Here is a 26,066-nt window from a genome sequence, read left to right as displayed (position 1 = left end):
TCAGTGATGGGTTCTTGCCGGCGTACACCAGCACCGCGCGCTTGACCTCGAGTGCGGTGCAGTACGCAAGCATTTGATAGTGATCCGCGTTGGGAGAACCCCGGGGGAGTCCACGGCTTTGTATTTTGCGTCAAGAACCGTGGCGGGGTGCCGACCGGCGAAATGCACGAGGTCGACGCTCATCGTCACGCGAGCACCACCGTCGAGGCGAGGGGCATCGAGGAATGCTGGGTACTGCGTCTCGGAATGTTCGCCAAGGCGCGAGAATGACTCCCCCAGTGCGGTGGTCACGAAATCCTCAAACACCTTCCACATGGAAACGACGAACGATGCGACGCTGATGTTGCCCGTCCCGGTCTGAGCGGCGGTATTGGCGAGGATGACCTCCGACAAGCGCAATGCGGCGTGATAACGGGAGTTGAGGCGTGTTTCTCTCCATGGGGGTCGGGGTACGCCCGAGCGGAGAATCTGAACTCCGGATAGCCGGTTGTCCAGATGCGACAATCTGGCTTTTACAGTTGGTGAGAGCCGTGGAACAGCCAGCATTCGACGGAGTGCTGTGCGCAAGATGCGGTTCTCCGAGATGTCGGTTAAGTACTCGTCGTAGGTGATCTCCAACGGGAAAGGGAGTCCCGAATGCCTGCGCAACTGGTCGCCAACCCGAATCCGCCCGCGCACCACCATGGACGATTCCTCGAGCGTCTGGTAGCCCTGTAACACTCCATGCAGCAGTGCACGCTCGCCCTGACGCGCAAGGCTTTCCGCGAGGGCCGGCCAGAGGTCGTCGTATGGGCCGGCCTCGACATCCGTCGGAAGAACGCCCGGGTCCTTGGCATAGCCGAGCATGAATAGCAGGTGTGAGAGTTTGACCTTCTCTTTTGGCCACACCTCCACCTGCACGTCGCCCACCCGAACGGCGCCGACCAAACCCACGGGCACCACACGCCACCAGCCGTCGCCCTCGGGCCGCATCTCCACTAGCCGAGACTGCGCGAGTGCGGCAGCGATCAAAGGGGGCAGCGAGTATCGCTCGCCGGCCGTAGCCGTCTCGGTAAGCGCGATGCGAAGGAGTGACACTTCTAAACCCCAGCGCTTTCGGGTGCCTCTCTGACCACCAGGTCGGTCTCGTCGGCCACGACGTCCCATGAGCCGCTAATATCAACGGGTCCAATCCCGCCTCCATCTGCTGCGATCTCGCTCAGAAGCGCGTCGAGCCCGAAATGCTCGCGGATAGTCTCGGGCGACCGCTGACCGTAGTAGTGGTCCTCCAGGAGGGGCAAGATGTCGTATTTCCAGATCATCTCAAGTCCGGCGCGGGTGGCCGCGTCGCTCTTCATTAGGTACGACGGCCCAATCTGAAGGTCGCGCTCATCAATGCGCGCATTGAGCGCATCGAGTAGGCGCGCACGCAGAACATCCTTGTGGTTAGCGCGGAGATAGGACTCCATGACGCTCCGAACCGGTTCCACGCTGGGGTGAAGCTCAACGAACGGAAACCGTCGCCGAATGGCGGCATCGACCAAGGAAATTGAGCGATCCACGGTATTCATCGTCCCGATGATGAAGAGGTTCTTCGGAAGTCGGAACTCCTCCTCGTTTCCGCTGTACTGCAGGCGGATGCCTTCATTCCGGTATTCGAGGAGGTAGTAGAGCTCACCGAACACCTTCGCGAGGTTGCCACGGTTCATCTCGTCAATGACCAGCACATACGGGTACGCCGCGTTTTCCGCGAGTGCCGCTTCATCGGCAATCAGTCTCAGCGGACCAGGCCTCAGACCAAATGTCACGCCACCAGCAGTCGCCTCGGGGCGCAGACCCTCAAAGAAATCCTCGTAGGCGTACGAGGGATGGAATTGGACGATGCGAACGCGACTAGTGTCTGTGCCGACCATATGGCGTCCGAGGGCCTGCGCGAGGAACGTCTTGCCGGTGCCGGGAGGCCCGTAGAAGATGGCCTGCTGCCGACGTTGGAGGAGATCGAGGATCTCCTGCAAGGCACTCCGCGGCATGTATAACGACTCAGCGAGACCATCCGTTGCGCTCGGCAAAACAGGAACGGTGGCAACTGCCGGCGGCATGATGACCGGATCCTCCTTGTCCCTAGGGTCGGGTTCGACGGCATCAACAAGAAACTGATCGAGGACAGGCAGCGCGCTCGTGAAGTCAACGACCACGCCTTGCCCATCGAGGAGCCCTGGAAGTGGTTCGGGTAGATCGCCGCGGGCAGGGCGAGATGATGACCAAGCGACGCGGCGTCGGAGGCGCGAATTGCCTTCCTCGACGAGCTCGGGGGAATCGATCACAGTTCCCACGATGAGTGATTCATCCAGCAAACCCGCGACGACGTCGTCAACGTCCATGCGCAGGACGAAGTCGCTGTACTCGCGGGTCATGGTGAGCCGCTGGGCGTAGGTGAGATGCGCGTAGCCGGATTCAATGGACTCACGCACAGCCTCAGCGGTCGCTGAGTCAATGTCGAGGGTGAGGTTGCTCGCAGGCAATGAGATGAAGCCATCGTCGAGCCAGGCCTTCGTAAGCGCTGGTCCGCCTTGTTTCGATCGCACTAGCCACGCACGACGTCCGGCAGTAGGCCGTGCTGATTTCGGCGACCACTCCTTCCTGAACGGCTGGTCATACCAGTCGACCCGTCCGCCCGCCGAAGCGTCGACGCGGTGCCGGATAGCGAGCAAATCTCGATCGACGGCTTCCTCCGTGGAACCGGTCGCACCCCCGATCTCAAAAGCGAATGTGTCGCGAATGCGTTTGCGGTCGCGCAAATTTACAATCGCCTCAAAGTAAGCAGGCCACACCATGTAACAGAGCGATGCGCGAATGGCGGGCTGATCTTCGGGCGTCGTGGCAGCGAGCGTGCCAAAGGCCCACGGATCCGAGAGTGCGGTCTGACGCGTAGTCTCGTCCGCCGACTGCCAGGTCTCCACAAAGCGACAGAGCCAGAGCATCTGCTGCCAGATGAGCATGTTGAAGCCAGTTCCGCCACTGAACACCCCGCCAAGCTCCAGGCCGTCCCGCATTGCCTCCGGGAGACGGAGGGCACTCGGCGACCAAGAGAGCACCCGTTCAATACGATCAATCTTCGTCGTCGACTTGATATTCACAAGCGGAAGCGCGTGCACGTACAGCAGGCTCCGCTGTGAAGGCGATCAGGTCATCACTTTGCCCTCGCAGCTGGTCCTCGAGCTTGTCAAGGAATCCGCGATCACCCATGTCAGAGTTCTCACCAGTGACGAGTGCAGGCAGGAGCCGGGAATTCTCTATCGTCCAAGTTGGCCGGCCCAGGATCGGCGAATCGCCGTCTGTGAGGGACGGCTGCAAAATGAACCAGGCCGCGTCTTCAACAAGCGGGGATGATCCGACTCCGCGCTCAATTAGCTCGCTCATGATGCGTTCCTCTCAGGATGCCGCGGGCCGAATCCGGGGGCTAACTCAAGCGTGGACACGAACGTGGTGCCACGATCGATGCTCGAAGGGATCGAGTCCCAGGGCTCCAATACGAGATTCCCGGTCCGGCATCTGCCAAGTCCTGTCTGACTATGACCGCGGCCCACGTTGCACTCCCCCGTTGAACTTCAAAAGCGGGCGACAACGCGAGAGGCTATCCAATCCCCGCTCGGGGAGCCCGCCTTCGTTTGAGCCTAGCCGGTGCGACCGGCGATCCGCTCCTGAGCACATAGCCGTCGATTGCGACCACGACACGGCCCAGATGGTAGAGACAAGAGCGAAGACCCGTCCGTCCGTGCACCGAATCGCGTCTACGCTTAGCGCCTTTTCTCATCGTCTCTAGAGCGGCCAAGGGCCCGCCTCACCGCGGGAGCGCGCGTCGCCAGCATCGCTTCGTTGAAGTCGCCTCACTCATACCCGAGAATGGACGGCTCCCGCCAACCGTGCTCATAGTCCCGAATCAGAATCGTCATGCGTCCCCAAATTCACAACCCTTACAGCAGCGGCCAACTGCGATTCACTGGGAAAAGCTACGGCCGAGCGAGGTATCACTCGCCAACGTTGTGCGCAGCGTTCACCTTTGCAATCTCGTCGTACCAGTATCGGAAGTCGGTTACGGAAAGCCCTTCGGGCCTGCTCGAGTGGGGGTAGGCGATTTCGTGTACGAACTTGACGTCACGGAGGTCCAGCACAAGCCGTGTCGACGCCTGTCCGGATTGCGCCAGGCTCCGTGGCAGGGCGACTTGGGGACGAGTACCAGCGAAACTTCCAGTGGTCACGCTCCCGATTGAGGTGAAGAAAGGTGTCAGCGCGAAGACTCGGCACGAAGACCAGCGCGAACGACTTCCCCACCATCGTCCCCACGTGGCCACCCGCCCGTCGAACGCCAACGCCACAGACCCCACACTGGTTTTCCACAAGTCCGTGGATACACTCCGTCATGAATCCAATCCTGACAGAGGCCAGGCGAACTTCTCGTGATCAACGCTCAGCGGTTCCCAGACCGAGTCTTAGGATTGCCCCAAAAGAAGCAGCGACACTGGCACATGCCCCTGGCCGATAAGGGTACATATGACAGCGCATCCGCAGCCCGCCAGTTCCAACTATCTTCATCGCTGAAGAGGCCGCTCCTTCTGATTCTGAACGAATTGTTCCCATCTAGCTCTCGGGCTGCCCTGGTAGCGCAGCCATGGTCCCCGGGTCTGTCGTCGAAGGGACACGTACTTACCCGTGGCGATATCACGCAGCCACGTGCGACCGTGCGAGTCCTGAAAGTAGACGTAGTTGAAGGTGTCGTTGGAGTGGCGCGCAAGACGGACGCGGAAGCTCGTGCCTGCGCCTGGTCGAAAGACGTATCCCCCATCAGCTCTCAACGGCGTCCCATTGTTCCCACTCATCTGGCAGGTGACGAGGTAGGCAAGTGGCACAGGCGTGTCACCCGCGTTGAAGAACTCGAACTTAGCTGTAGAGAACGTCAGGTCATGGGTCGTGCTGACAATGTAGGACGTGAATCGATCGGCCTCAGCGTGCGAAGCCCGAACTCGATCTGACCGGAACACGAGAAATGCCCAGAACAGCGCACCCGTGGTGACAATCGCACCCACCCAGTCAGCGACACTCCCCCAATATTGACTTGTCCACCACTCACCAAACGCCCCAAGGTCCATGACCCCACGGTAGGGCACTGTCCGCCGTCATCCATTCAACTCGAGTCGATGACGAGGCCGCGGGCAGTCCCGTTTGTACGCCCTCCGCACAGTTAGGCTTTCACAATGAAGTCAAGGGTAAGGCTCGTCCTGTGGATGTGCGCGTCCATCATCGTTGTGGCCGCGCTCGGAATCGGGGCCGTCCTCTTGATTGATGCGAACACCGAGCGCGGTCGATGGGCCGCAGCCGGGGAAATTGTGCTCCCGGCCCTTGCAGGACTCGGCGCTCTCATCGTTGCGGTGGCATCCTGGCAAACAGCTCAACGCGCGACGCGAATAGCCTCAGATGCTGCAGATTCGGAGGCAACACGATTGCGCGAGGATCGTCGCGAACGATACGAGTGGCGGCTTGACGAAGCTCTGGTCGAGATCGCCAAGTTACTTGCAGCGCATCGTCTGTTGCTTGCCCGAATCCAAAAGGCGGAGACGGCTGGCGAATCGACTATAGAGCTTCGCGCCGAGCGCAGGGACCGTACATTCGAGCTCGGCAGCGACCTAGGAATTGTCGCCATGGTTGCGAGAGGCGAAGACTCCGAGGTGATCGAGCTCCTCCAGTCGGCTCTGAGCAAAGCCGCTACCCATCCGGATGATCAGCACATGAAGCTCGTGATGGCGATTAGCGCAGTCCTTCAAGCTTGGCGATCGGAGCATCCTAAGGATTCGGTCGCGGCCAAGACGACCCTCACGACCATTGTCAGCGGTGGAACAATGCCGGGTTAGGCAGTTTGCTCTGGACGGTGCATTCGAACGATCTTCCTCGAAGCCGCCGCATCGACAGTTAGGCAGTCGCAGCAACCGCTCGATTGGCACACCCCACGCCTCAGGTCACGGTCGGTCCCTCCGATTTCCTCGTCGGCTTCGGCGGACAACTTGAAATTCGCCGCAGGCTCAGAAGGCGTCAGTCGGGATGCTGGCGCGAGCCATCACCGCACCGTCTGCATGATCGTGTTCGCCGGTCAGCAAGGACGCCAGTACATTCCTAATCCTGGGTTCAAGAGCAGCAGATAATCGCCGCTCAACTCTGTTGGACCAGAAAGGTTCAGCAAAGATGTTCGACGCCTGAAGCCCCCGTGGTCACCGAGCCAACTCGCGTGGCGCGTGTGAAGGACGCGGAATCTATCCGACAGGAGTGGGCGCGTTATCCACAGCCACGACGGTGTCATAGAGTCCGTAGTGCCGCAGGCCCTTTTGGGACTCGATGCCAGTGTATGAGAGGGATGCATCCTCATAGCGACGGAACGCGAAGACTGCCTGGTTCATGTGGCCAGCGTTGAAAACGCCTAGCGAGACGAGCAGGTTGAAGTCTTCGACGCTAAGGCCCGTCACCGCCTGGAATAGCCCCGGCTCGATCTTAGTGATCACGTCGAACAGGGTATTCTCGCGATAGTCAGTCAGGTACATGAACGCCGGTATGCGTGTGGCGAACTTGATCAGCTTTTCCTGAATCTGCTTGCGCTTGGACTTGTACTCTTTCTCCTCGTCCGAAAGAGACTTCTTCTCAGACGCGGTGATATCGTCACCTTTCTCCTTCTTCGTCCTGCCGTCTCCTTGATGAGGGCAACCAAAGCCCTCGGGTTGGAGTCTGGAGTCGGAGACGCCGACAAGCAGTACTGGGCGAATTCCACGACGGAACGCCTTCATGACGATGCGCTCAACGAAGGATTCACGCCATCCACTGACTACCGAGTCCACCGTCTGGGCGCCCAAGGTGGAGACCACGGCGCCCTCTTCATCGGAGGCGGCACGTACTGCCCCGGCACCCCCGAGCCGCTCCAAAACGCGACGAAGGAGCACTTGGGCAACATCATCGACACGGCAACCTACCGGGAGCGCATCAAGAGCCGCAGCGCATTCCAGCTCCACGTCAAGGAGAAACCCGATGCAAAGGGTCGCGTCGTGCTGCGTTGCCCTGCCCTTGGTCCCAGTCCGACGGTGACCTGCCCCCTCCGGGAACTACTCAAGACCGTGACGGACAAAGCCCGACCCGCAGTCGACGGGGCAGACCTGCCCGACTTCGCTGACAAAATCTGCGCCCAGCATTCCGTTTCATTCGACACCGCAAAGTTCACTCGCACGGCGCAGGCCTTCGAATACGGCACCCCGGAATGGGACAAGTTCCACACCCACGCCCGCAACTCCATCGAGTCGCTGAATCACCAGATCAAGAGCGCCGGAACCGAAGACATCGAATCCGCCAGCCGCCGCCGCGTCCGCGGATTCGGGGCCGCTCAGATCATCGTCACCATTCTGCTTACGAACTTCAATCTCCGCAAAATCGCAGCCTTCATGAGCGACAAAATCAAAGACGACGCAAAGAAGCACGTCCACGGAGAACCCGTTGTACGTCCAATTCGCCGGCGCGACCGCGAATGGCACAACCCCTACACCGACACCGACCTGGCCGGCGTGATGCGGCCGGACAAGGCCAAACACCCTGCATCGGATGAGACCGGCGGACCACCGCTTCGGACCTAACCGTCCGGTCAAGGAACCGATACTGCCCGAGAGGGCAAAACACCCAGCATTCGAGACAATCCGGCGCGCGTGAAAACGCCTGAAAACACGCTCAGCAGCCGAGAGGACAACCACAACTGAAGAATCGCGACCGGAATCGGACGCGAGAAGCCCCTAAACCAGAAATCGCTCCTGAGGAGCCTCAGGAGCGATTTCTTTTTTGTTTCGACCGGACCGTTTCGTGAAGAGTTTCGCGAACGGCCCATTTGGTGGGCTGATCGCGAAACCCGTCAGGGCGCGGATCGCGGTCTCCCACGAATGGCTTTTTCCTCCGCGCCCCGCGATCTTTTCCTCCAGATTTGTCGGGTTACTGAATGGAATGCAGGAATTACGGGCGAGGGATCACCGCAGGTCGAACGTCGAGTGAAGCTGCAGCGTTCCCCTGGCACTTGGTTGGGACTTGAGTGTCTTCATCGATTCGGCCCGTCATGACTTTGGCAGAGAGAGATGGACGCCATGATAGGGCTCATGAGCTTCCTGACGACTGAATTCACGGACACCTACTCCGACGACATGATCTTCCTAGAAACAGTGCGAAGATCGGTGCTCAGGAATCCATTCGAGAACCACGTTCCTGACATCCTCGACGCCACAGTCGCACGCATTTACGCAGTCATGATGATCGGGAACGTGGAGAATGCCATAGCTGAAGAATTCCAACGAACTGGCAACCCCGATCTCAACATCTACCTGCACCCTCGAACAAAAAACCCAGAAAAGATCGCGGCGTTGCGGAACTATTTTCAGTCCGTCTACACCGACGGAGTTTCTGATTCCGATGTCTTGTCGGACTATCTGGCAATAAAGTACCTCCGCAATGGAATTATCCATTCGGACAGGAGAGTCGGAAATCAGGCGCAGTTCGTCACTGAGCGCGGATTCCCCGTCGACAGCCGGGACCTTCGCCTGTCCCACTTGGACACGATGGGGGTGGTCAATACTTCGATGATCGCCTACCTTGGCCTCCCGCGACTCCTCGGCAAGAGCGACTTATTGAGAGGTGCAGTGGAGCGTGTCTCCGGCCCCAGCAACTACCATGTGGACGCCCCGTACACACTCTTTGAGTTCTTGCGCCTGCACAGCCGCAATCTCAACAACGTCGGCAGCAGCTGGTCTCGGCTATTGGAGCAGCATCCCTCAGAAGCGAGACAGCCAATCGCGACATGCATTGAAGTGGTCGAGAAGATTCGTGCTGCCGATCTAGGCGGCCAGGAATACGCACAAGTACTCTCATGGAGCGAGGCCGCCGCTTACAGTTGGAGGGAAGTCACGCGGCTGCTGCCGGACCCGGCCGGGCGTCGCCTCGTCAACGACGCTCGCTATCGCGGACAATTGCTACGCATTGCCTTGTCACTCGCCCACGATGGCGGTTTCCCCCGTGCGCAACTCGGAGCCAAGGTTTACCGGCGACTCATTGATCTCGTCGAGTCTGGCAAGTTGGGCAGCGAATTCGAAGGCGCGGGCCTCTTTGAGGACTCCTCTCTGTATTCAGCAGAGGACGTTCTGGAGTGCTACGCCATAGGCGAGGTCGCCTATGACCTGACAGCAGGGCTGCCTCTGCGCTGGGTGTGGGTTGTACTTGCGTGCGATACATCTGATGCAGCATCCGAATTAGCGTCGACATTCATCGATCTCGCCGAACTCGGTCGCGCCTGGTACATGGCGATTGAGCACAGTCGCCCCCACCTTTCGGAAGACTTCGAACAATACAGAAGCGCGATTTCGAAGCTCAAGCAGTGAGAGGAATCTTCCAAGGTCCGGTTACCAAACCCCCGGCAGAGCTGATAGCCCGCGGGGGTTGGGAGCCGGGGCATTGCAGATGAACTAGGAAGTTCGTTCTGCTCGGACGCTTTCGCACGTGCTGGACCCATTATTCGTTGTGACGTTCCCACGAGATGCTGTCGCGGGGTCACATCCGAACACGGGCGACACGTCCACCCGGATCTGCTGGTAGAGCCGGTGGGCGTCTCTTCGAAGCGTCGCTGGTATCTCGCCCAATCGCCCAGCCGGCGCTCGGCGGCCGGGAGAGGGTCGCGCGGTTCCGTGTGTTCACCCGCGGGGGTGCCCCTATGTGCTTGTCAAGCGGCGAGTTGATGGTCGGCTTGGTAGAAGGTGCCGTCGCTGAGCATAGCTTTGAGGACGTCCCATCGCCCGCGCGCGAGGGCGACGAGGGCTTGGTTGTGTCGTTTGCCTTGGGCGATTTGGCGGTCGTAGTAGGCGCGTGAGAGTGGTTCGCGGAGCGCGGCGAAGGCGGAGAGGAACAGGGCTCGGTTGAGGATCTCGTTCCGGCATAGGTACGGATGCTCGCCCCGGATGGAGCCTGCCCGAGCGTCGGGTCACCGGCGCCAGGCCGGCGTACGCGGCGAGGTGGCCGGCGGAGGCGAAGTCCTTGCCGGAGACTTCGGTGAGGAGTCTGGCGGCGGTCCTGATCCCGACTCCGTGCATGCTGATCAGAACGGGGTGAAGGGTGAGCCTCCACGAGCCGTTCAACGTCGACCGCGATCTCGTCCCGCTGGCGTCGCTGAGGTCAGCTCCGCCTTCATCCCAGCGACCAGCTGACTCGGTCGCTAAGTCCGCGCGCAGCCTTTACATGCATTTGGCAGAGCCGGAAGATGCTCAGGTCCTCATCTGGGACATTATCGTCGCCGATGTCCTCGCAATCTGTTGGTTTGTGGTTCAGCCACTGATCTTTCACTTGCGGCAGGACGGACGGTTGTTGTTCGCCTCGCGCCATACATGACGCGCGCGTTCGTACACGCGCGCGGCGCGTCTTGCGCGCCTCAGTACTCACGCACTCACCGATGCCGGAGTGCCTACCCAGACGCTGGCCTCCGATGCAACCGTGCGTGGCCGCAGTCCGCAAATCTCAAAGTCCTTGACGCCTATGCCGTACTCTCACGTGGTTGGTGAAAGCTCAGGGCCACAGGTTCGAGTGTCTCTGAACAAAGGTAGAAGTCGTTCCTTTCACTGCACGCAAACATGCCAAGCTCACCAATCTTCTTCTTGCTCTTGCTCCACCACGCGACCCAGGCTGTCAGTCAGGCCTTCGATAAGGCTTCGACAGAAGGCCTTTTCAGCATCGGTTGAGCTCGGGTCGCTCACCCAATTGCGTATTTGAGAGATTTGCCGTTCTATTCGAGCAGACTCGTTTCCTATCCACGATCCGGAAAGAAAATCACCGACCAGCGCGGACCGCACCCGAGAATCTTGACCGAAACCGTTAATGAGGAGCTTGACGATTGGGCTGAGCTGAGTGCCGGTAACGGAAGCGACAGAAGCAAGCGTTCGAGCGCGATCAAGAGAATCTCCGACCCAGTTCGCCGCCACCTCCCGTGTTGCTATCCCCGCGATCCACCCACGTGACCGGAAGCGTAGACGGAACGACCCTCCAGCGTCAATCAGATCGAGAATGGACCGCCACGCCTCAGGGCCAGCGGCCTCCACCGCGTCTCTGAAGAGATCGCCCCTCCGATCGTCAGAAAATATCCTCAACCCATCGTCCTCGACAAGTTCAATAAACAAGTCCACCAGTTGTGCTGCGTGCCCCTCAACGAGTCGACCCGCCAGCTGTTCCCAGTCGTAGCTCTGTTGCCCGACGCGTGGGAACGCAACGCGAAGCGCAACGACCCGCAGGATCAGGTTCTCGACCGCATCCGATCGCTCATTCCGCTTATAAAGTTGCATCGCCACGAAATCGACAAGCGCGTTGTAGTCCTCTTGAGTCTCTACGCGCTCTACCCAATCTCCAACGTATATCTCCGCTACCCGTTCGACGCCGAGATCACGGGCCCAGAAAAAGACGCCACGAGCTCCCGCCGCAACAGTCATCCGTGGGAGAAGCTCGGCCACGCGCTCCACCGCTCGTTCCGTCCTCGGGCCCTGCGTGGTGAGACTCAATTTGAGTACATCTTCGATGTCAACGTCATCGACGAAACGATCGAAAGCACCGGGGCTACGCTCTTCGCACCCCAAAAGATAGCCGAGAAGCGCACGCGAGTTCGGTCCCGAAAGTTGGGCAACCAGGACGTCCTCAATTTCCTTCGAGGGAGCTGCTGCCAAGATATGACCCACGCTGAAGTCGGTCGGAATCCCTTCTGAAAGTGCGTCAAGGAGTGTGGCTGTCGGGTCGGCATTGGGGATCTCAGCGATCGCTGCCACAATGTCAAGTTCAATATCGGCAGCGGATCGATCCCAAGCGCGTTCGTGTAACACAACCCACAATCGGTCTTCCGACGACGCGGCTGGGAGGATGGATTCGACAGCTCGAATACCCTCAAGCAGGTGAGCACTATCGGCCGCACGCTCCACACTGTCTGATTCGTCACGCTGGTATAACGAGGAGAGTTCCGAGAGTTTGGCGCGAACCCCGCGGAGCCTGGCTTGCCGACAAAGTAGCAAGCACCTCGGCGGAATGATCGCGCACCTTTGGCTGATCGAGGTGTGCCTGTACTGAGTCCGTTAGGATTTTTAGAGCGTCAATGCCAATCTGCGGCTCCGCGTCATTCACTAACTCGCGAAGGATGTCGAGCATCGCGCACTGATACTCCCACGCCTGTCCCCAAGTGGTCGGCTGGCCTCGGGGTTCTACGACAACTCCACCTTGGACCTCCCCCGAAACCATCGACCACTCGCTTGTAGACAGAGCCCGCTCTGCCGCCTTGGCCACGAGAATTCGAATCCGCATGTCATCCGATGCGGCTTTCCGGAGCAAATAGCTCAGTCGGGCGGCCGGCGTCGCAGCGGTGCTTGGCAACATTGTCGCAAACAGGCCAATCCACTCAGCGGACGAATTGTTAGCTATGTTTTCGTTCTCTACCGTAGCGAGACGCAGCATTGCATCTGCTGCCTCCTCGAACGTTGTAGTGTGCCAGACGAGCTTTTGAAGTGCCCATACGAGCGGTCGACGCGCTCCGGAGGCGCGAAGAAGTTCATCGTCCGATGACGCTGCGATCAAATTGACGACTCGGCTGGTAACTCGCTCCGGCGACAAAATGGCCAAGTTGCCGAGCAGACGACCGCGCCGGTCGTTGGCCACGTTTTCTAAGGACGACAGGATTCCGCCATTGCCAAGCAGTTGGTCTACCACCTCCCGCGTCAGCGTGCGGTCTCCGATCTGAGCAGCACGCGAGAAGAGGCGCTCGACCTGATTCTCGTTGAGAAGAGGCATCAAACCCGTCAGGATTCGGGAACGGAACAATGACCATCCTTGAGATGCGAGATATATAGCCACTGCATTCGGACCAACGCTCCGGTAACGCCCCTGAGTGGTGAGGAGCCCTGTTGCGCTGAGCTCGGCCGCCGCCGAGAAGAGATCCGCCGCGGGTACCTCTAATCCAGTGGCTACGGTATGTAGTTCTTCTTCGAGCTCACCCTCAAATCCGATCCGACTGAACAACGCGAGAGCGCAGGACGCTAAAAAAAGGGCACCCCTAGGGAGCCTATCGGCGACAAAACGCCGGACCTCGTCTGGGGTTATGAGCTCACGCGCGTTGGTTGAGCGATGGGCGACTACCGCTCTGGCACACTTGAGCGCATAGTCGATGTCACCGTCTACCATGTCGACGATGACCCGAGCCGCTTCATGCCAGAGCCCGGGCTCGCTGGTGAGCAGAATCTGCGAGAGCGTGTTTTCCTCGATCGGCGTAATTTCGATCATCGGCGCTCTAGCCGTCCGGGTTGACCGCTCGCCGATCGTTACGAGCCGAATTTTCGTTCCCGTCTGCAGCATCCCCGCGAACGTGTCGTGCCGCCGGGCATCACATTCATCGATGACCATCACTGCAGCGCGTCCCTGTCGATGAAGGCGACTGAGTATTGCGGGGTCGAATTGGTCTTCGCTCGGGACGTAGACGACCAGCACCTCATTGACTTGATCCCGAAGAGCCTCCATCACAATTCGAGACTTGCCGAAACCGCTGCCGCCCTCGACGCGGACACCTAGGTCGTCACCTTCATCGATCTCGCGACGCAGGTCGACTATCTCTTGGTCTCGGACCTCTGATCCGATCCAAGCCGAGCAGTGCATCGCGGAATTCGACCACTCGTCGAAAGTCTGACCAATAATGTGCATGCCCCGAATTAGGGGGCTACTCGCAAGCGCTGGAAACTCTTCGGCCCAACGGGCCAGCGCGTCGCCATTCAAGACTTCTATCTGCCCGGGACGTGCCGCGATGGCGCAATCTTTTAGCACGGCTTCCAGCGCTTCGCGCCGATCAGTGATCTGCTCGGGTGCGATCGACTTACCTAGTACCAGTCGATATGAGCCCCCTGCAGTCAGGATAGCGAGTGCCGCGCTGGCAAGGCGAAGCTCTGAGGCAGAAGTTTGGGGGCCGGCATCCCCAGCCTTAAATTGCCACGCGGATTCACCCTCTGGAATCCACGTGGTTTTCGTACCTCGCCGCAGGTCAGCGTCAACTCCCCCGTCGGCCGCGTTAGTCCGATAGGTAGCCGTGAGCGCCGCCCCTTCAATGCCTGCCCGCGCCCGCTCGGCGTCCAACAGCTGAACTACAAACGCCGCGAAGTCGGCACCAGTCAGTCCAGCAATCTGAGCCGGATCAACTGAGTAGGGCCCAAACTCAGCCACGGCTATGGCTCGCGATTGACCAGGTGAACGCGCCTTTATTGTTCTCAGCCATAACGGGCGGCAGCTCCTTGAGGGTGCGGTTGAAAGACTGAGGTCATTCTATTGGCAGCAGACCTGTGGGGGCTGCTGTCGGCGCGCTTGCCTCCTGCTGCCTAATTGTTCGCATGTTGCGGTTGAACTCAGTTCGGGAATCGTTCATTGATGGACCTATGCTGAGGTGAAAATCGCTGGTGCTGGAGAGTGCAGTCCCTGGTCGCACAGGGCAATGTCTGGAATTGCGGCGTAGGTTTCCGACCACTCCACGCAACATCCCGGTTGAGATAGGCGTTCTCCTTGTGGTGTGTGGTTCGCACACCGCAACCGAGACTGAGTGCGCCGGCGAAACTTTTTGCCTTCGGGCAGCCGGTGTCGCTGCTCCTCGCTGGCAAAGATCATCCGTTCCCTCCCTTGCTCCACAGCCGTCCGGGCTATGCCCACCAGTTTTCCTGTGGCCACGCGGATCACCGCCTTTTCGCCCACTAGTTCGTTACTCAGAGCCACCGCACGCTGAGGGCTAACCGGCCACAGTATGAACGGAGCCGCCATCAGACCGGGCCGCACGTTGTTACTGAACGGAACCGCTACGGGTGCGTCGCAGGTCATGAATCGACCTTGCGGGTCGTGCCAGATTTCGATCTGCCGAGTTGTGAGAACGTCTGCGGCACCCCACATGCTCTTGAACAGCAACTCCGTGTGGATGCTGGCAAGGCGAAGAGGATTGTCGGCAGTAGCGTCAATCGACTGGTGCTGAGATGGGTTCTGGGCGACGATCCACCTGTTGTACTGCAGCTGAACTCGACGTTGTTGCAGTGTTCGCATCCGCTGCACAGCCATCGAAACTCCAAGTCCCAGCAGATCATCGAACTTCAGTTGGTCAGGGTCTTTTAGGTCTGCCAGCAGGACTTGGACTCGTCGAAGTTCTGCATCCACGACGCCGAACATCAACTCGACGCGGTTATGCGGCATGCCGTCGGGGCCGAGGACTCGATAGAAGTTTTCTTTAACACAAACGTCGGTGAGCCCTAGTTGCTTTACCGCTCCGGTAGCGGTGTCAAGAGCCCAGATTCGCTTACGGTCCGACGACCATTGCCGCAGGTAGGCCCGTGGAACATAGTGATGTCGGCGACTGACCGTGTCCGGAGCCCTCTGTTGCTCCAGCAGGCGGTCCATGTACTCACGGGTGCTGCCCGAAAGGGACTTGCCGCTCGCCGTCACTGGAACCTTTCCCCATGGGTTGCGAACGGACTTGACAGTCCAGTCGTCGAGGTTCATTGTGCCCATGCCATGGTCTCAACTTAGCCACAGCAGCAGACAATGCCGGCACTGCAGCGCCAGGCTGTCCAGCCCCGAATGGACTGTGCTGACCGATATGAGCGGATATGTCAGCACGGCCGAAACCCGCCTCGCGCTGGCATCGAAGCACGCTGGTGAAAAATCCCTGAATCCAATCGGGCTCCCAGCCCTCGTGGGCTCGCACGTTGCCTGTTTCGGTTGATTCGTGCTCAACAGCTGCGATGGCTAGGCGCATGAGCACCACGATAGCGGTGGTGACGATAGTGACGTCAAGAAACCGATTTCGCCCCGCCAAGATGTGGCACCAAATAGCCAGGTACGTGACCCACTGAACCGTAGCTAACCGGTCTGGCCGTGAAAGAGGCGCTGGTTTGTCGCTCGTCGGCAGGCTCACAGCCGTGCGCACGAGCCGACACCCCCGCCATTCAAGATCGGCGTGCAGGGCGATGAAATCAATAATATCGTCTACGAAATCAGGCAGATCGAAGAAATCAGGCAGATCGAAGAAATCGACCACTTCGCCCTGGTCCCGGAAGGCATCTACGACGGAGCGGACTTCGCTCGCGTCGAGGACGGGCGCGGAGAGCTGATTTCGGGGCCCTCAACACAGCAAACACAGTCCTGCGCAGCTTAACTGTCCCGGCCGATCCCTTACGGGACAAGGGATGCAAGGCCCAACACAGTCAGTACAGTAGTACATATCTCTTATAAGAGAAAAAAAGAGTTAAGTTACGGGACCCTACTAAATTAGAGGGCTCTACACGCATATAAGCTCCCAGATCCCCCTATAGGGGCACATGCGCGAAATGCTGTGCCAGCTGTGATTGACCCTCGGATCCCTTGCAAACACTGCCATGCGCCGGCGCTGATGAGCTGTGTTCCACTGTGTTGAAGCCTGTTCAGCTGTGTCAGGAGGCACTCCGGCCCTGACCGCGCATAGACCGGGGTACAGGACTCGCCCGTCGACGCTCAGGGTAAGCGCAACGCAATTCGTTGGGGCACGTCTCCACAACCACCTCGCCGATGAGGCCCGGGACCAACCGGTTGATTCGAACTCGGCTTCACTGTTTCGCGAATAGACCGACTCATCGATTCGCTTCTAGCGCCCATCCAGAGGTTTGTGCGATTAGTCCCAGTTGACCGCTCGGTCAAGTTCTTCGTCGGCGGCCATCGTGTAGAGACCGGCTTCATTCCCCTCCAAAGCGCGTAGTGCACGTCGGATTGCATCCGGGTGGAACTCGGCTTGCAGGCCAGCGCGAACCCATCCGAAGAAGGGGTGCTCCTCGAAAGCTTCATCGATACGTTCAATTCGCGCAAGAATATCCACAAGCTCCGCACTTGAAAGAGACGCTTGCCAGAGCATGAATTGCGATGTGGGCTCTCCGTCGTCTGTCACCAGGACTGATCGACCAGGCGCCCAGCTTACGAACATTCCATCTGCGGAGCGCCCACCCCCGCCATGAAGCAACGGATTGCGGTAGTTCCGCGCTAGTCGGCTGAGGTCGCTCTTGGCCCGACCTATGTTGCCCTGATACGGCGGTGGAAACGCAATGTCGAATTGCTCCGACCATTGCGCTTCGAGAAGGGCGACTATCGAGAACCGCTCTTCCAGCGCACGCGGCGAGAAGGCGGTGAGGATCACGAGTACATGCTGGGCGTAGGCGAAGTAAGCAGCAAGCAGAGCCGTGCCTACATACGCCTCTTCGCGAGAATGCTGGACATCTATCAGGACCTGACTCATGCTGGCTTCGATTCGCGACAAAGGAGTCTCGTCAGCATCGTCAACCGGTTCATGCTTCCGTTGCGGTGGCCCCGCAGCGCGAAGCTCTTGGAGTTGTCCGATGAAGTAGTCCACCATGCCGCGATAGCGCGGAAATTGATTCACGACGGTGACTTGGTTTCGCACCATTTCGTTTCTTACCAGAGGCAGGATCGCCTTCTGATAGACGCTCATCGATGCGCGACTGAGACGTCGCTCGATTTCATTGCTGACCTGGACGGCGCTCACTTTACCGCCCTCGGGAAGCCACAGCTTCAGCCAAAGGCCAGATTTCAACCAACGCAGCCGGCATGGGGTCTTCTGAAATTCGAAGGCAAAGTCCCACCCGATTCTGTCGGCTGTCGGCACCGACTTCGCCGGGATCAGTTCGAGCAAGAAAGATACAATGTCAACCAGGCTGACCACGTCAATCGAGAACTTGAAGTCGTTCCATTGACCCTCAGAATCTTGGACTGAATCTACACCCGGCGCGAAACCCCGCATCTCCCGGTCGCGCACGCCAAGAAGCGCCGTAACGAGTACGTCAAGATCTCCACTTTCGAAAGCAGGCGGCCCCGAGTCTTCTTGACCAGCCGGCGTCGTCGATGGGTAAGACATGAGCCCAATCTCTTGTGATTCACCTAGGGCCAAATCTTCCTCTGTCTGGCGTCGCCGAATCGTTCCCCAAGCATATCCAAGGAACATCACGCGATCTCGACGGATACGATCAGCAAGTGAATATCGCAGCCATTCCCAAAAATACGAGGCCAGGCATGAAATTAGAAACACGTTGGTTCTGCGTCGGCGTGTACTCGCTGCTCGCTACGCTCCTTACCGTCTTCGCATCTGTGCTGGCCCAAATAGGAGATCCTCACTTCGACGATCTGGCATCGTTCGCGTTTGCTTTAGTGGCGCCCACTGCCATAACCGCAGTAGTCATTGCTAATGGGGCGAGCAAGGTCAGCCTGCTCGCTAGCTTCGCGGCTTTCGCCGCTGTTGGCCTACTCTATTTTCTTGATATAACTGGCCATATCGGCTGGTTGGGCTATGGCATAGCCGGCGCAATAGTGTTGATTTCAGTCACATTCGAATACTGGTACAAGAACCGTGCGGCTGGTAGTTCGTCGCAGGTTGCTCCAGGAATCAAACTCGCCAGCTCCGATGGCGGCCATATCGCAGAGTAACGAAACGGTTCCCGGCCATGTTGTCGGGCCATTCCGAAGTCCCGGTTCCGTCCCTGCCCACCGGATTGCAGGGCCTACGAGAGATTGGGAGCAACTGAGCCTTTCGACCGTTCACCTCCTCAGGCTCAAGGGTTCGGACTTCTCGGTTATGGCGACAACAGAGAGCACTCGAAGTCGCAACGGACTATGTCGGCTGCCCCGGCGCTCACCACCAAGCACCGCTGGTCGTCGGCACAAATCTCGGGAATGAGTTTCGTTGGTAGTCCGGAAGTCTGCGGAGGTACCCGTCCTCCTCCAGGCGATAGAGGTAGCGGGCGATTTGCTTGAACGCGTCGGGTTGGCCCATGTTCACACCGCGTCGAATGAAGGCGTTGTACGCATCACGCGTTCCGGAACTCTTTGTCTCGGCCCGCGATCAAGTCAAAGTAAACGACACATTGCCACCGTATGAGCCGCACCGAAGGTGCAGTCGAGTTCTCGTTCATCTCTATTCGGCCCCTCAGAAAGTCACCGAAGTACGACGTGATTGAAGTGAGCGCTTCACTTCGGCCCCACCGTTCAACGGACGAGAAGAGCCTCCGAATCTTCTCCTGCTCAGGTCGACGCCGTTCCTCCCATCTCGCTTGGCGGGCAATCTTTTCCAGACGGATGCTTTCCCATTCTCTTGCGGCGCGCTCCCGTTGTTCTGCGGCGCGCGCCCGCTCTGATTCGTTGTGTCGCCGAAGGTTGTCGGTACGCGAATAGAGCCCGTCTAGCCAATTGCCGCCCAACCCTCTGCCATTCGTCGGTCGGAACTCTGCGACAGGTCGAAGCTCAAGAATGGCGGCATCCAGTACGTCGCAAACTTGAACTTCTTCATCACCATAACCATCGAGCGCGGCCTTGAACACTCGACCTTGACCAACTGCGACAGCTATCAATTCTTGCTCTGGGTTGATGAACATGAGTGCGGAGCCGAGCTCAACGACGGCTTCGTGTGTCGGCTTGACGGATACGGTGCCGTTTGGGCGGAGCTGGAGCTGCTTGCCTGTATGACCAAAAAGCCAGACGTCAGCAATATTCTGCCGACGATAGGAGTCATGCCTGTTCCGCCAAGCGTCTGGGGTGATCGGGCTGTATTGAATCTCAAATGCGACACGCTCACCAGCGGGCCCCGTGAGCAGCACGTCTGCTCTGCGCTCCCCCAGCTCGTTCGTGTATTCCTCCCGCTGGACGTGCGACTTCGGAAAGTCTCGCCCCAGCCATTCTTCGACAAGAGCGCACCCCTGCGAATGAAATATCGACTCTCGCGAGTGGCCACCGCCGTCCGACATGTGCTGGAGACCGTCGCGCTTCTTTGCACGGTGCGCGGTCGTAAGTTGAGCCCGACAGCCGGGAACGGGGCACACGACGTGTTCCTTGACGAATGAACGTGATTCGTGTGCAGTGTCTTCCGGCAAAAACCATGGCGCGCCGGTGTCTCTATGAACGCCTCAGACGAATCTCTCGTCGCCGCTTTGGAAAGACGCTAGTCGAGCCTTGTGCTCATCGGCGATAGGCACGGATTCCGGGGTCCAGGAGGTATCTAACGAGCCAGAGGCGGAAGTCTCGGTCATATCCTCATCTTCCTGCTGACCAGCGACATTGGTAGGCGTCCCCGCCGGGATCTAGGCCAAAGTTGCATGAAACTCAGTCGACGAACTCCGCGTTTTCGGCACGAGCGGTCACTGCGCCTTTGCGCTGGCGGGAGATTCTCCACACGCAGCCTTCTCCATCCTTGGATGGAGCAAATTAGACCTCACCTACACCGAAGGATCCTCAAAGACAGTCCGCCAACTATTTTCGCGCCACATTCGTCCAAACGCCTGGACGCATGGAGACTCGCCGTGATTGTCGGCACTGCTCCTGTCGAACAGTAATCGATCCCGCTCGACTTGTACCGTCGAGGCTAGACCACGTCCAGATAGCTGCGCGCCGGACCAAATCCTAACTCGAGCAGTCGACCCCAAATCTCTCTCGCCAACCCTGCGTCCTCAGCACTTGCCTCCTTCGTTGCGTCGACGAGCATATTGAGAAAAGGAGGAATTGTCGTTCGTCCCATCAAGAGGTGGTTGCACAGTCGCAAGAAGGCATTATTGTCGTTCAAAGGAAAATCGTCGACATCGAAGTAGTCGAAGCCCCCTTCACTGTCTGAGATCCAGACGTGCGGTCCGGCGACGAATAGGGAAGTTGCGCGCTGGACATCTATGCCTCGCAGGGTGGTCCATTCCAAAAGGGCCCTTTGCTCTGCCCCGTGCAACGGCGGCTGACCGTCAAGGCGGTGTTGCCAGTATGCAAAGAGAAGCCTTTGGAAGTCCGAATCGTTCCCATCCAGGTGGTGCACGATGGTACGGATCCATCTTGCCCGCGTCGTCACCGGTGCCGCCGCGACAAAGGGATCAGCCCACGTGTGCTCATCCGCCAGTGTGTCAAAGACAAAGTGCGCTGCGTGGATCTGAATGAATGCTTCGACCGTGCTTGGCAGACATCGAGCCACAAGCGGCCAAGCGATACGCGTAGCGTCTCGGGTGCGTAGGCGAAGCTCTTTTGACATAAATCGAGCAGAGTAGATTCCTGCCCAGAGGCTTAAGCTTTGCGCCGATTCAGTGATTTCGTGTAAATCGGACTGCATATATGCATCAAACCAATCCGGAGCAATTTCCAGAATGTAGCCCGCGAACCTCGCCACCATCATCGAGCTGGGATCTGACGAGTTGACCGATTGTGCGCCCATCAGTTCCGTGAGGCCTGCTAGCCCCCCGCCGTCGATTTCAACGACGTCACGCTTCTGAGCAAGGCGCAAAACTGTTTCGACGTATGCAAACGCAAGAGAACCCCGCGCAGTCGCGTGGGCCTGAGATGGATCGGTCGGTGGCTCGTCCGAAGGCACCGCCACGGCACGTCGCCAGAGGCCCAGCAGGAGTCGGCATCGCTCCAAAGCAAGCCCAGGAGACGGTTCGGTGCCGCTCTCCGGATACGTAATCGGATAGACCAAGCGTCGACCTATCTCCGAAAAGTCACCCCGAAAGTGATCGACACGCTCAAGGATTGACCCTGCTGACCATGTTCCTTGTCTGCGGATCGCTTCCTTCCAACGTCAGCGTCCAGACTGCTGGTGACCAGAACGACTGATTGACAAACTCATCCAAGAGGTCGAGCTCTCTAGACCTTGTTCCGCATCGAGCCTGTCTTGCACCTCACGAAGTACTGAAGCATTGTCGTATATGTCGTCAATTTCAGGAAGAGCGGCCAAAAGCGCAACCATGTGTCGCAGAGACTTGCCCCGATAGATACCCTCAGGTTCCGGATCCGGATCCGCTCCGGAGCCCGATTGAATCCAGGAATTCAGATCAGGGTGCTCGCGCGGTCCGAATCGAGGGTGAAGCAACTGCAGCGTATGTAAGGCCGCGTGAACCGGATCGTCGGAGCTCGCGTCCGCGCTCAGCCAGACCAAGACGTTGTACCGCTCGTACTCTCGCACCTCAGCATTTCGCTGAGGAGCGGTCCCTCCTGCGACTTGCGCCAGCAGTTCCTCCTGCATCGCCCTCGATGCATGACGGTACATGACACGGAGCAATCGGAAGGTTTCGGGTTTCGTTGACAGATCGTAAATGAGGTCCCGCCGAGCAATGAGGCCGACGAGCCTGTCTGCTTCGACTCGCCTTGACTCGGCTAGCGCATCGAGCGCCAAACGGCGCACCATCTCGGAGGGACTATCCAATAGGTCGAGCGCTTGCTTTGGACCTTGGGTCCGGACGAACTCACGAAGCAGATCACGTGCAATGTCGACCACAAGAACGTAAGGATCGTCGCTCATATAGGGTTCGACGCCATCGACCTGGCCCCGCCGTATAGACAGCGCATCCCGTCGGCCGTCGCCGTCGAATAGTGATTCAGTTGCCTCAACTGCGCGGATCAAGTTGAGTACGACGGAGAGAAGGTGGCCCGGATCTGAGAGCGCCGGCAGCATAATCGGCCACGCATCCCGAATGGAAGAATTCCTCCAAGCGAGCGTCGTCTCGGTGTCCATCGAATCACGACCGCCGAGCCAACTCTGCCTGCTCCGGAATCCAAGGCGAGGAGTTAGAAGTTGATGCAACAGAGTCTCAGCAGCTTCAATGTCCTGGGTGGCCACGCCGCGCAGCAATGAGGAGAGCCGTTCACGATCCTTTGAAGGCTGGTCCGCCGAGATTACCAACAAGAGACGGCGGTAGAAGGTCGTGTTCTCATAGTTGCCATAGAGATGCGACCAGATATTCAACCAGAGGCCTGACGAGAGATGGCCCTGGTGCTGACTCACTATGGATAGGAGTACCTCGCCGTGATCCGCTGAGAGGCTACTAGCCACCCATAGCGCCCAAGCCGCTACTTCATCGCAATCGGGCGCGCTTGAGTCGAAGAGTGGCGCCAAAATACCAAGACCGTCCAGTACCGCCATCCACGCTACTGGCTCCGCGGTACTCCTAAAATGGCGAGCGTGTTCTGGATCGGCGAGCAGCCAGCGAATTCGTCGTTCGGAGTATTTGAGGTTGCCTGGGCCGCTGTCAACGATAGCTGCCGCTGAGTCAAAACGATCTTGCGCCGTAGCGGAAACACGCTCTTGCCAATGGTGCACGAAGGATTGAAGAGATTCATGACGAGTATTGGCAGATGAGGGATATGGGATCGGCGTGACGCCAAGTCGGCTCCACTTTGATCCAAGCTTTTCGGGATGTTCCAACTCCGTGAACGCGTATCGACGACTCGCATCTGCCGGCAACGCACGGGCGAGGTATCGCATAACAGTGTCGTCCGCGCTATAGCCAACGAAGACAACGGTGTACCTCTCGAACATCCGTGTCAGAAACTGAGTGGCCCAGCCTTCTGTAATGTATGCCTGTCCAAAGTCCCTATCCGTGACTACCATTCTCTGACCGGGTTGCGCATCGACGTGGCCATGAAGATGAACGAGCCCGCGGAAATCATTTCCGAGAGGCAAAGCTGGGGCAACATACACGTCCAATGGAAGTTCCAGACGCCCTGCCGCCGCCTCGAATAGCAAGTCAAAGTTTGTTGTCACGATTCTGGGCGCACTGCGCGGACCGCTCATAATCTGAAGGAAGTCTGAGTGATAGCTATTGGGTTCAACCACCGAGCGAAGGCGCGAGGCCACTCTCGCATGCACGTCACCTTGCAGGCTCGTTGAGCTCGCCCATGACCACATCAAACTGGACAACAGCCTCTGGATCCGCAGGGAAGAGGTCCGAACGACCAAGCTCATCGGCGATTGATGCGGCGAGCCCTCGAAAGCCGGGCAGCGACGAAGGCCAGGCCGCGGAGATGCCTGCCCCGCAGAACAGGACAAGCGAGTCATCTTGAAGCGCGCGCTCAACGCTGTCTGGAAGCTCGATACCGTCGGATTCCCATTCGATTTCCACGAAATCTCTCCAGACGTTCACGATTCATCAACATCATTGCACGACTGCGGATGCGTCGGTCACCGATCTCTGCGACGCAGGCTTACCAAAGCAGACAACGCGTCACGCTGACACGATGGCAACAGGATTGTTCTTGGGTCATGGCATTCGCGCGTAGCTGAAGCCAGGGAATGGACTGGTGAGGCAACTATCTAGGACCCCCGAGTAGAGACATTCGCTTGGATTGCAGATTCGGACGATCCTCCGCTTAGCCATTGCGACCGCACAACGAGCAACCGTCAGGAAGTCTCGCTATGGGACTACCACTCGACGGTTGCTTCATTCCGTGCCTTCGCCAGGAGCTCGTTCGGATCGCGCAAGTGGTTGATCGGTCGATCTCCCCCGAAGTAGCCGGATGGTGAGCAGAGCCAGATGACGAGCACTTCTGGCGACCATCTGACTTCGACGGCGAGCGCAATCAACTGAGCGATGACGGGTTCGACATGACCCGCCACGAACTGAAAACCGGGAAACACATAGACGCCACCTCGCCTGACCGCGAGAATCTCGCCATTCTTCCTCATCTTCTCAACTGAGCCGGTTTCTCCTGCCGGCATTTTTAGGACTTCCAATACTTCGTCGGTAGTGAGAAGTCCCCAGGTCGTCTCAATATTCCTCCACAGTATTTCTGCCCTCACTTCCCGGGCCCTTCGCTCCGCTCCGTCACATACTCACGAATACGGAGCACTTCAACGACGGTCAATCCCTTCTCTGGTTTGGTGCCGAGCAGGAGCGAGTTCGCGCTGCCGAAGGTCTGGTGTATGCTGCGCCGTTGGGGCGTCCACGGTCTGGTGCTGTCGTCGCCGAGTAGGTCGTCGACCATGACGAACGCCTCGCCCTTTAGGATTCGACTGATGGCTAGGGTTTTGATCCAGTTGTCCCGGAGCATGAGGTCTCCTTGTCGCGTGCCCACGGGGGCGATTCGCCAAGATCCTCCGTGCAGCCCGAGCGCCGAAATGAGGTAGTTGGCGCCGGCGTCCCAGGATGTGCACCAGATCGGTTCGATGAGTCGCTCGTCGACCAGGTCGTTCAAGGCGGAAATCGCGGCGCGGCTTGCCCAGGCATGCGCGGGATACGGCGCAGGAGCGAACGTCGGAAATCTCTCCAATTCCCACCAGACAGCCGCGTTGTTGAAGGGCATGCCGCAGAGTCCACCGTCCACGTCCATGAAGAGTGGCATCGGAACCCTGTCGCTTTTCGGTGCCATGCTGTCCTACCGATCAGTCGCGAAGTTTGTCTCATGCGCGGCGCGATGCCGTTCTTTGAGATCCGTTCGAACGAAGCTACAGCGCCTCTCACGATCCGACATTGAATTCGCTAAAACGTTGTCACGGGCTCGGTGTTTTACCGACGACCATTGAAAGAAGCTCGGTCAGGCGCACGGCACGATCCGTGCGGAGAGTGCCCGTTTGCAGCTGCCGAAGTTGCCTGCCGAGCCAACGAGCGAGCGCAAATTCTGCCGGATCCGCCCCGTTCAGGTACGGCAGTCGTCCCGTGTCCCGCACATGTCGCACGCAGTCTGCAAGGCGCGCTTGCCAGACGCTGTCGAGAGGATCCCAGTTGAAGGCGGGTGAGACGTCGAGCCGGATCTTCTGGAAGCTGGTGAGCGTGTCGGCGTAGCGTCTTTGATACCGGGCCCACTCCCCCAGGCGGCGCTCAACACCGGGCAGGCTGGCGCGATCTCGCGTGTTCTCACGAGGGGTGTGGCCGTGGGTGCGCGCGAACTCTTCGTAGCGATGGAGGGCAGCCTCCCAATTGTCGGCCCGCTTGCTTCCGCCTCGACGTGGCCCTCGCCTTGACGCTAAGTCCCCGTCAGCGGTTGCGTAGAGCACAGATCGTTGGTCTGGTTCTCCGGTTTGCCTCCAGAGCGTGACGGCTCTCGTGTGGAGGTAGTTCGGATCGGTTTCGTGTCGCATGGCGCGCCCTTCCGGGTCGCACCAATTGCGGCCTCCCCGGACCTATGCGCGGTTCCGCGGAAGGTCGTCTGAGCGCGGATTTGTCGCTGAGTCGGTGGTTTGGATTCCGGCAAATGCCTACGGTGGTTCTTCAGCGGCC

At 58.9% G+C, this 26,066-nt stretch carries 21 protein-coding genes and 1 pseudogene; 6 read left to right on the top strand and 16 right to left on the bottom strand.

Annotated features, from left to right (window positions below; translation table 11 throughout):
* From KIV56_RS18160 to KIV56_RS18150, 3 genes are all read right to left on the bottom strand, one after another.
* Complete coding sequence (locus tag KIV56_RS18160) at positions 1-972, bottom strand: McrC family protein (protein WP_281536215.1); 972 nt, start codon at positions 970-972, stop codon at positions 1-3.
* A gap of 107 nt (positions 973-1,079) precedes the next feature.
* On the bottom strand, positions 1,080-3,116 hold the full coding sequence (locus KIV56_RS18155) for an McrB family protein (protein WP_281534509.1): 2,037 nt from the start codon (positions 3,114-3,116) through the stop codon (positions 1,080-1,082).
* The gene (locus KIV56_RS18150; protein WP_281534508.1) at positions 3,088-3,399 is read right to left on the bottom strand and encodes a hypothetical protein; all 312 of its coding nucleotides are present in this window, start codon (positions 3,397-3,399) and stop codon (positions 3,088-3,090) included. Before KIV56_RS18150 ends, KIV56_RS18155 begins: the two co-directional genes overlap by 29 nt.
* A 1,862-nt stretch (positions 3,400-5,261) precedes the next feature.
* Here KIV56_RS18150 and KIV56_RS18145 point away from each other — a divergent pair.
* Entirely contained in the window at positions 5,262-5,885 is a 624-nt protein-coding gene (locus KIV56_RS18145) for a hypothetical protein (protein WP_281534507.1), read from the top strand.
* Between the two features lie 396 nt (positions 5,886-6,281).
* Here the strand turns inward: KIV56_RS18145 and KIV56_RS18140 are convergent, their stop codons facing one another.
* A complete protein-coding gene (locus tag KIV56_RS18140) occupies positions 6,282-6,884 on the bottom strand; it encodes a hypothetical protein (protein ID WP_281534506.1) in 603 nt (200 codons plus the stop codon).
* 75 nt (positions 6,885-6,959) lie between these two features.
* Between KIV56_RS18140 and KIV56_RS18135 the strand changes: the two genes are divergently transcribed.
* Complete coding sequence (locus KIV56_RS18135) at positions 6,960-7,640, top strand: hypothetical protein (RefSeq protein WP_281534505.1); 681 nt, start codon at positions 6,960-6,962, stop codon at positions 7,638-7,640.
* Between the two features lie 507 nt (positions 7,641-8,147).
* Positions 8,148-9,419, top strand: a complete 1,272-nt coding sequence (locus KIV56_RS18130; protein ID WP_281534504.1) for a hypothetical protein — start codon at positions 8,148-8,150, stop codon at positions 9,417-9,419.
* A 338-nt stretch (positions 9,420-9,757) separates the two neighbouring features.
* On the opposite strand, the pseudogene KIV56_RS18125 reads toward KIV56_RS18130, so the two are convergent.
* Positions 9,758-10,200, bottom strand: a pseudogene (locus KIV56_RS18125) (transposase); the annotation flags it as partial.
* Here KIV56_RS18125 and KIV56_RS18120 point away from each other — a divergent pair.
* The gene (locus tag KIV56_RS18120) at positions 10,147-10,419 is read left to right on the top strand and encodes a hypothetical protein (protein WP_281536266.1); all 273 of its coding nucleotides are present in this window, start codon (positions 10,147-10,149) and stop codon (positions 10,417-10,419) included. The pseudogene KIV56_RS18125 and the gene KIV56_RS18120 overlap by 54 nt on opposite strands.
* A 248-nt stretch (positions 10,420-10,667) precedes the next feature.
* On the opposite strand, the gene KIV56_RS18115 is transcribed toward KIV56_RS18120, so the two are convergent.
* From KIV56_RS18115 to KIV56_RS18105, 3 genes are all read right to left on the bottom strand, one after another.
* Positions 10,668-11,891, bottom strand: a complete 1,224-nt coding sequence (locus KIV56_RS18115) for a hypothetical protein (protein WP_281534503.1) — start codon at positions 11,889-11,891, stop codon at positions 10,668-10,670.
* 109 nt (positions 11,892-12,000) lie between these two features.
* Entirely contained in the window at positions 12,001-14,262 is a 2,262-nt protein-coding gene (locus KIV56_RS18110) for a hypothetical protein (RefSeq protein ID WP_281534502.1), read from the bottom strand.
* A gap of 207 nt (positions 14,263-14,469) precedes the next feature.
* The gene (locus KIV56_RS18105; protein WP_281534501.1) at positions 14,470-15,582 is read right to left on the bottom strand and encodes a DUF4238 domain-containing protein; all 1,113 of its coding nucleotides are present in this window, start codon (positions 15,580-15,582) and stop codon (positions 14,470-14,472) included.
* 448 nt (positions 15,583-16,030) lie between these two features.
* On the opposite strand from KIV56_RS18105, the gene KIV56_RS18100 reads away from it, so the two are divergent.
* Positions 16,031-16,228 carry a hypothetical protein gene (locus KIV56_RS18100; RefSeq protein WP_281534500.1) on the top strand — a complete coding sequence of 66 codons (198 nt, stop codon included), beginning with the start codon at positions 16,031-16,033 and terminating at the stop codon, positions 16,226-16,228.
* A 492-nt stretch (positions 16,229-16,720) separates the two neighbouring features.
* On the opposite strand, the gene KIV56_RS18095 is transcribed toward KIV56_RS18100, so the two are convergent.
* Complete coding sequence (locus tag KIV56_RS18095) at positions 16,721-17,971, bottom strand: hypothetical protein (RefSeq protein WP_281534499.1); 1,251 nt, start codon at positions 17,969-17,971, stop codon at positions 16,721-16,723.
* 116 nt (positions 17,972-18,087) lie between these two features.
* On the opposite strand from KIV56_RS18095, the gene KIV56_RS18090 reads away from it, so the two are divergent.
* The gene (locus tag KIV56_RS18090; protein ID WP_281534498.1) at positions 18,088-18,537 is read left to right on the top strand and encodes a hypothetical protein; all 450 of its coding nucleotides are present in this window, start codon (positions 18,088-18,090) and stop codon (positions 18,535-18,537) included.
* A gap of 380 nt (positions 18,538-18,917) precedes the next feature.
* On the opposite strand, the gene KIV56_RS18085 is transcribed toward KIV56_RS18090, so the two are convergent.
* The 7 genes from KIV56_RS18085 to KIV56_RS18055 all read right to left on the bottom strand — a co-directional run bounded on the left by KIV56_RS18085 (position 18,918) and on the right by KIV56_RS18055 (position 25,843).
* A complete protein-coding gene (locus KIV56_RS18085) occupies positions 18,918-19,925 on the bottom strand; it encodes a competence protein CoiA family protein (protein WP_281534497.1) in 1,008 nt (335 codons plus the stop codon).
* Positions 19,926-20,464: 539 nt separating this feature from the next.
* Complete coding sequence (locus KIV56_RS18080) at positions 20,465-21,550, bottom strand: hypothetical protein (protein WP_281534496.1); 1,086 nt, start codon at positions 21,548-21,550, stop codon at positions 20,465-20,467.
* Positions 21,551-21,652: 102 nt separating this feature from the next.
* The gene (locus KIV56_RS18075; protein ID WP_281534495.1) at positions 21,653-23,614 is read right to left on the bottom strand and encodes an SIR2 family protein; all 1,962 of its coding nucleotides are present in this window, start codon (positions 23,612-23,614) and stop codon (positions 21,653-21,655) included.
* Positions 23,615-23,720: 106 nt separating this feature from the next.
* On the bottom strand, positions 23,721-23,972 hold the full coding sequence (locus tag KIV56_RS18070; RefSeq protein WP_281534494.1) for a hypothetical protein: 252 nt from the start codon (positions 23,970-23,972) through the stop codon (positions 23,721-23,723).
* Between the two features lie 299 nt (positions 23,973-24,271).
* Positions 24,272-24,649, bottom strand: coding sequence for a hypothetical protein (locus KIV56_RS18065; RefSeq protein WP_281534493.1), 378 nt, complete (start codon positions 24,647-24,649; stop codon positions 24,272-24,274).
* Complete coding sequence (locus KIV56_RS18060) at positions 24,646-25,218, bottom strand: hypothetical protein (protein ID WP_281534492.1); 573 nt, start codon at positions 25,216-25,218, stop codon at positions 24,646-24,648. Before KIV56_RS18060 ends, KIV56_RS18065 begins: the two co-directional genes overlap by 4 nt.
* Before the next feature lie 121 nt (positions 25,219-25,339).
* Entirely contained in the window at positions 25,340-25,843 is a 504-nt protein-coding gene (locus KIV56_RS18055; RefSeq protein WP_281534491.1) for a helicase associated domain-containing protein, read from the bottom strand.
* Between the last annotated feature and the right edge of the window lie 223 nt (positions 25,844-26,066).

The organism is Cryobacterium breve (genome assembly GCF_027594785.1).
Classification (GTDB): domain Bacteria; phylum Actinomycetota; class Actinomycetes; order Actinomycetales; family Microbacteriaceae; genus Cryobacterium; species Cryobacterium breve_A.
The sequence above is the reverse complement of the archived record's forward strand: the minus strand, read 5'-3'. Positions and strand labels throughout refer to the sequence as shown.

Excerpts from the sequence above, each read along its gene's own strand:
- KIV56_RS18150 (WP_281534508.1), bottom strand. The coding sequence starts at position 3,399 with ATGAGCGAGCTAATTGAGCGCGGAGTCGGATCATCCCCGCTTGTTGAA.
- KIV56_RS18095 (WP_281534499.1), bottom strand. The coding sequence starts at position 17,971 with ATGTCTTACCCATCGACGACGCCGGCTGGTCAAGAAGACTCGGGGCCG.
- KIV56_RS18060 (WP_281534492.1), bottom strand. The coding sequence starts at position 25,218 with ATGGCACCGAAAAGCGACAGGGTTCCGATGCCACTCTTCATGGACGTG.
- KIV56_RS18130 (WP_281534504.1), top strand. The coding sequence starts at position 8,148 with ATGAGCTTCCTGACGACTGAATTCACGGACACCTACTCCGACGACATG.
- KIV56_RS18160 (WP_281536215.1), bottom strand. The coding sequence starts at position 972 with ATGCGGCCCGAGGGCGACGGCTGGTGGCGTGTGGTGCCCGTGGGTTTG.
- KIV56_RS18145 (WP_281534507.1), top strand. The coding sequence starts at position 5,262 with ATGTGCGCGTCCATCATCGTTGTGGCCGCGCTCGGAATCGGGGCCGTC.
- KIV56_RS18105 (WP_281534501.1), bottom strand. The coding sequence starts at position 15,582 with ATGGGCACAATGAACCTCGACGACTGGACTGTCAAGTCCGTTCGCAAC.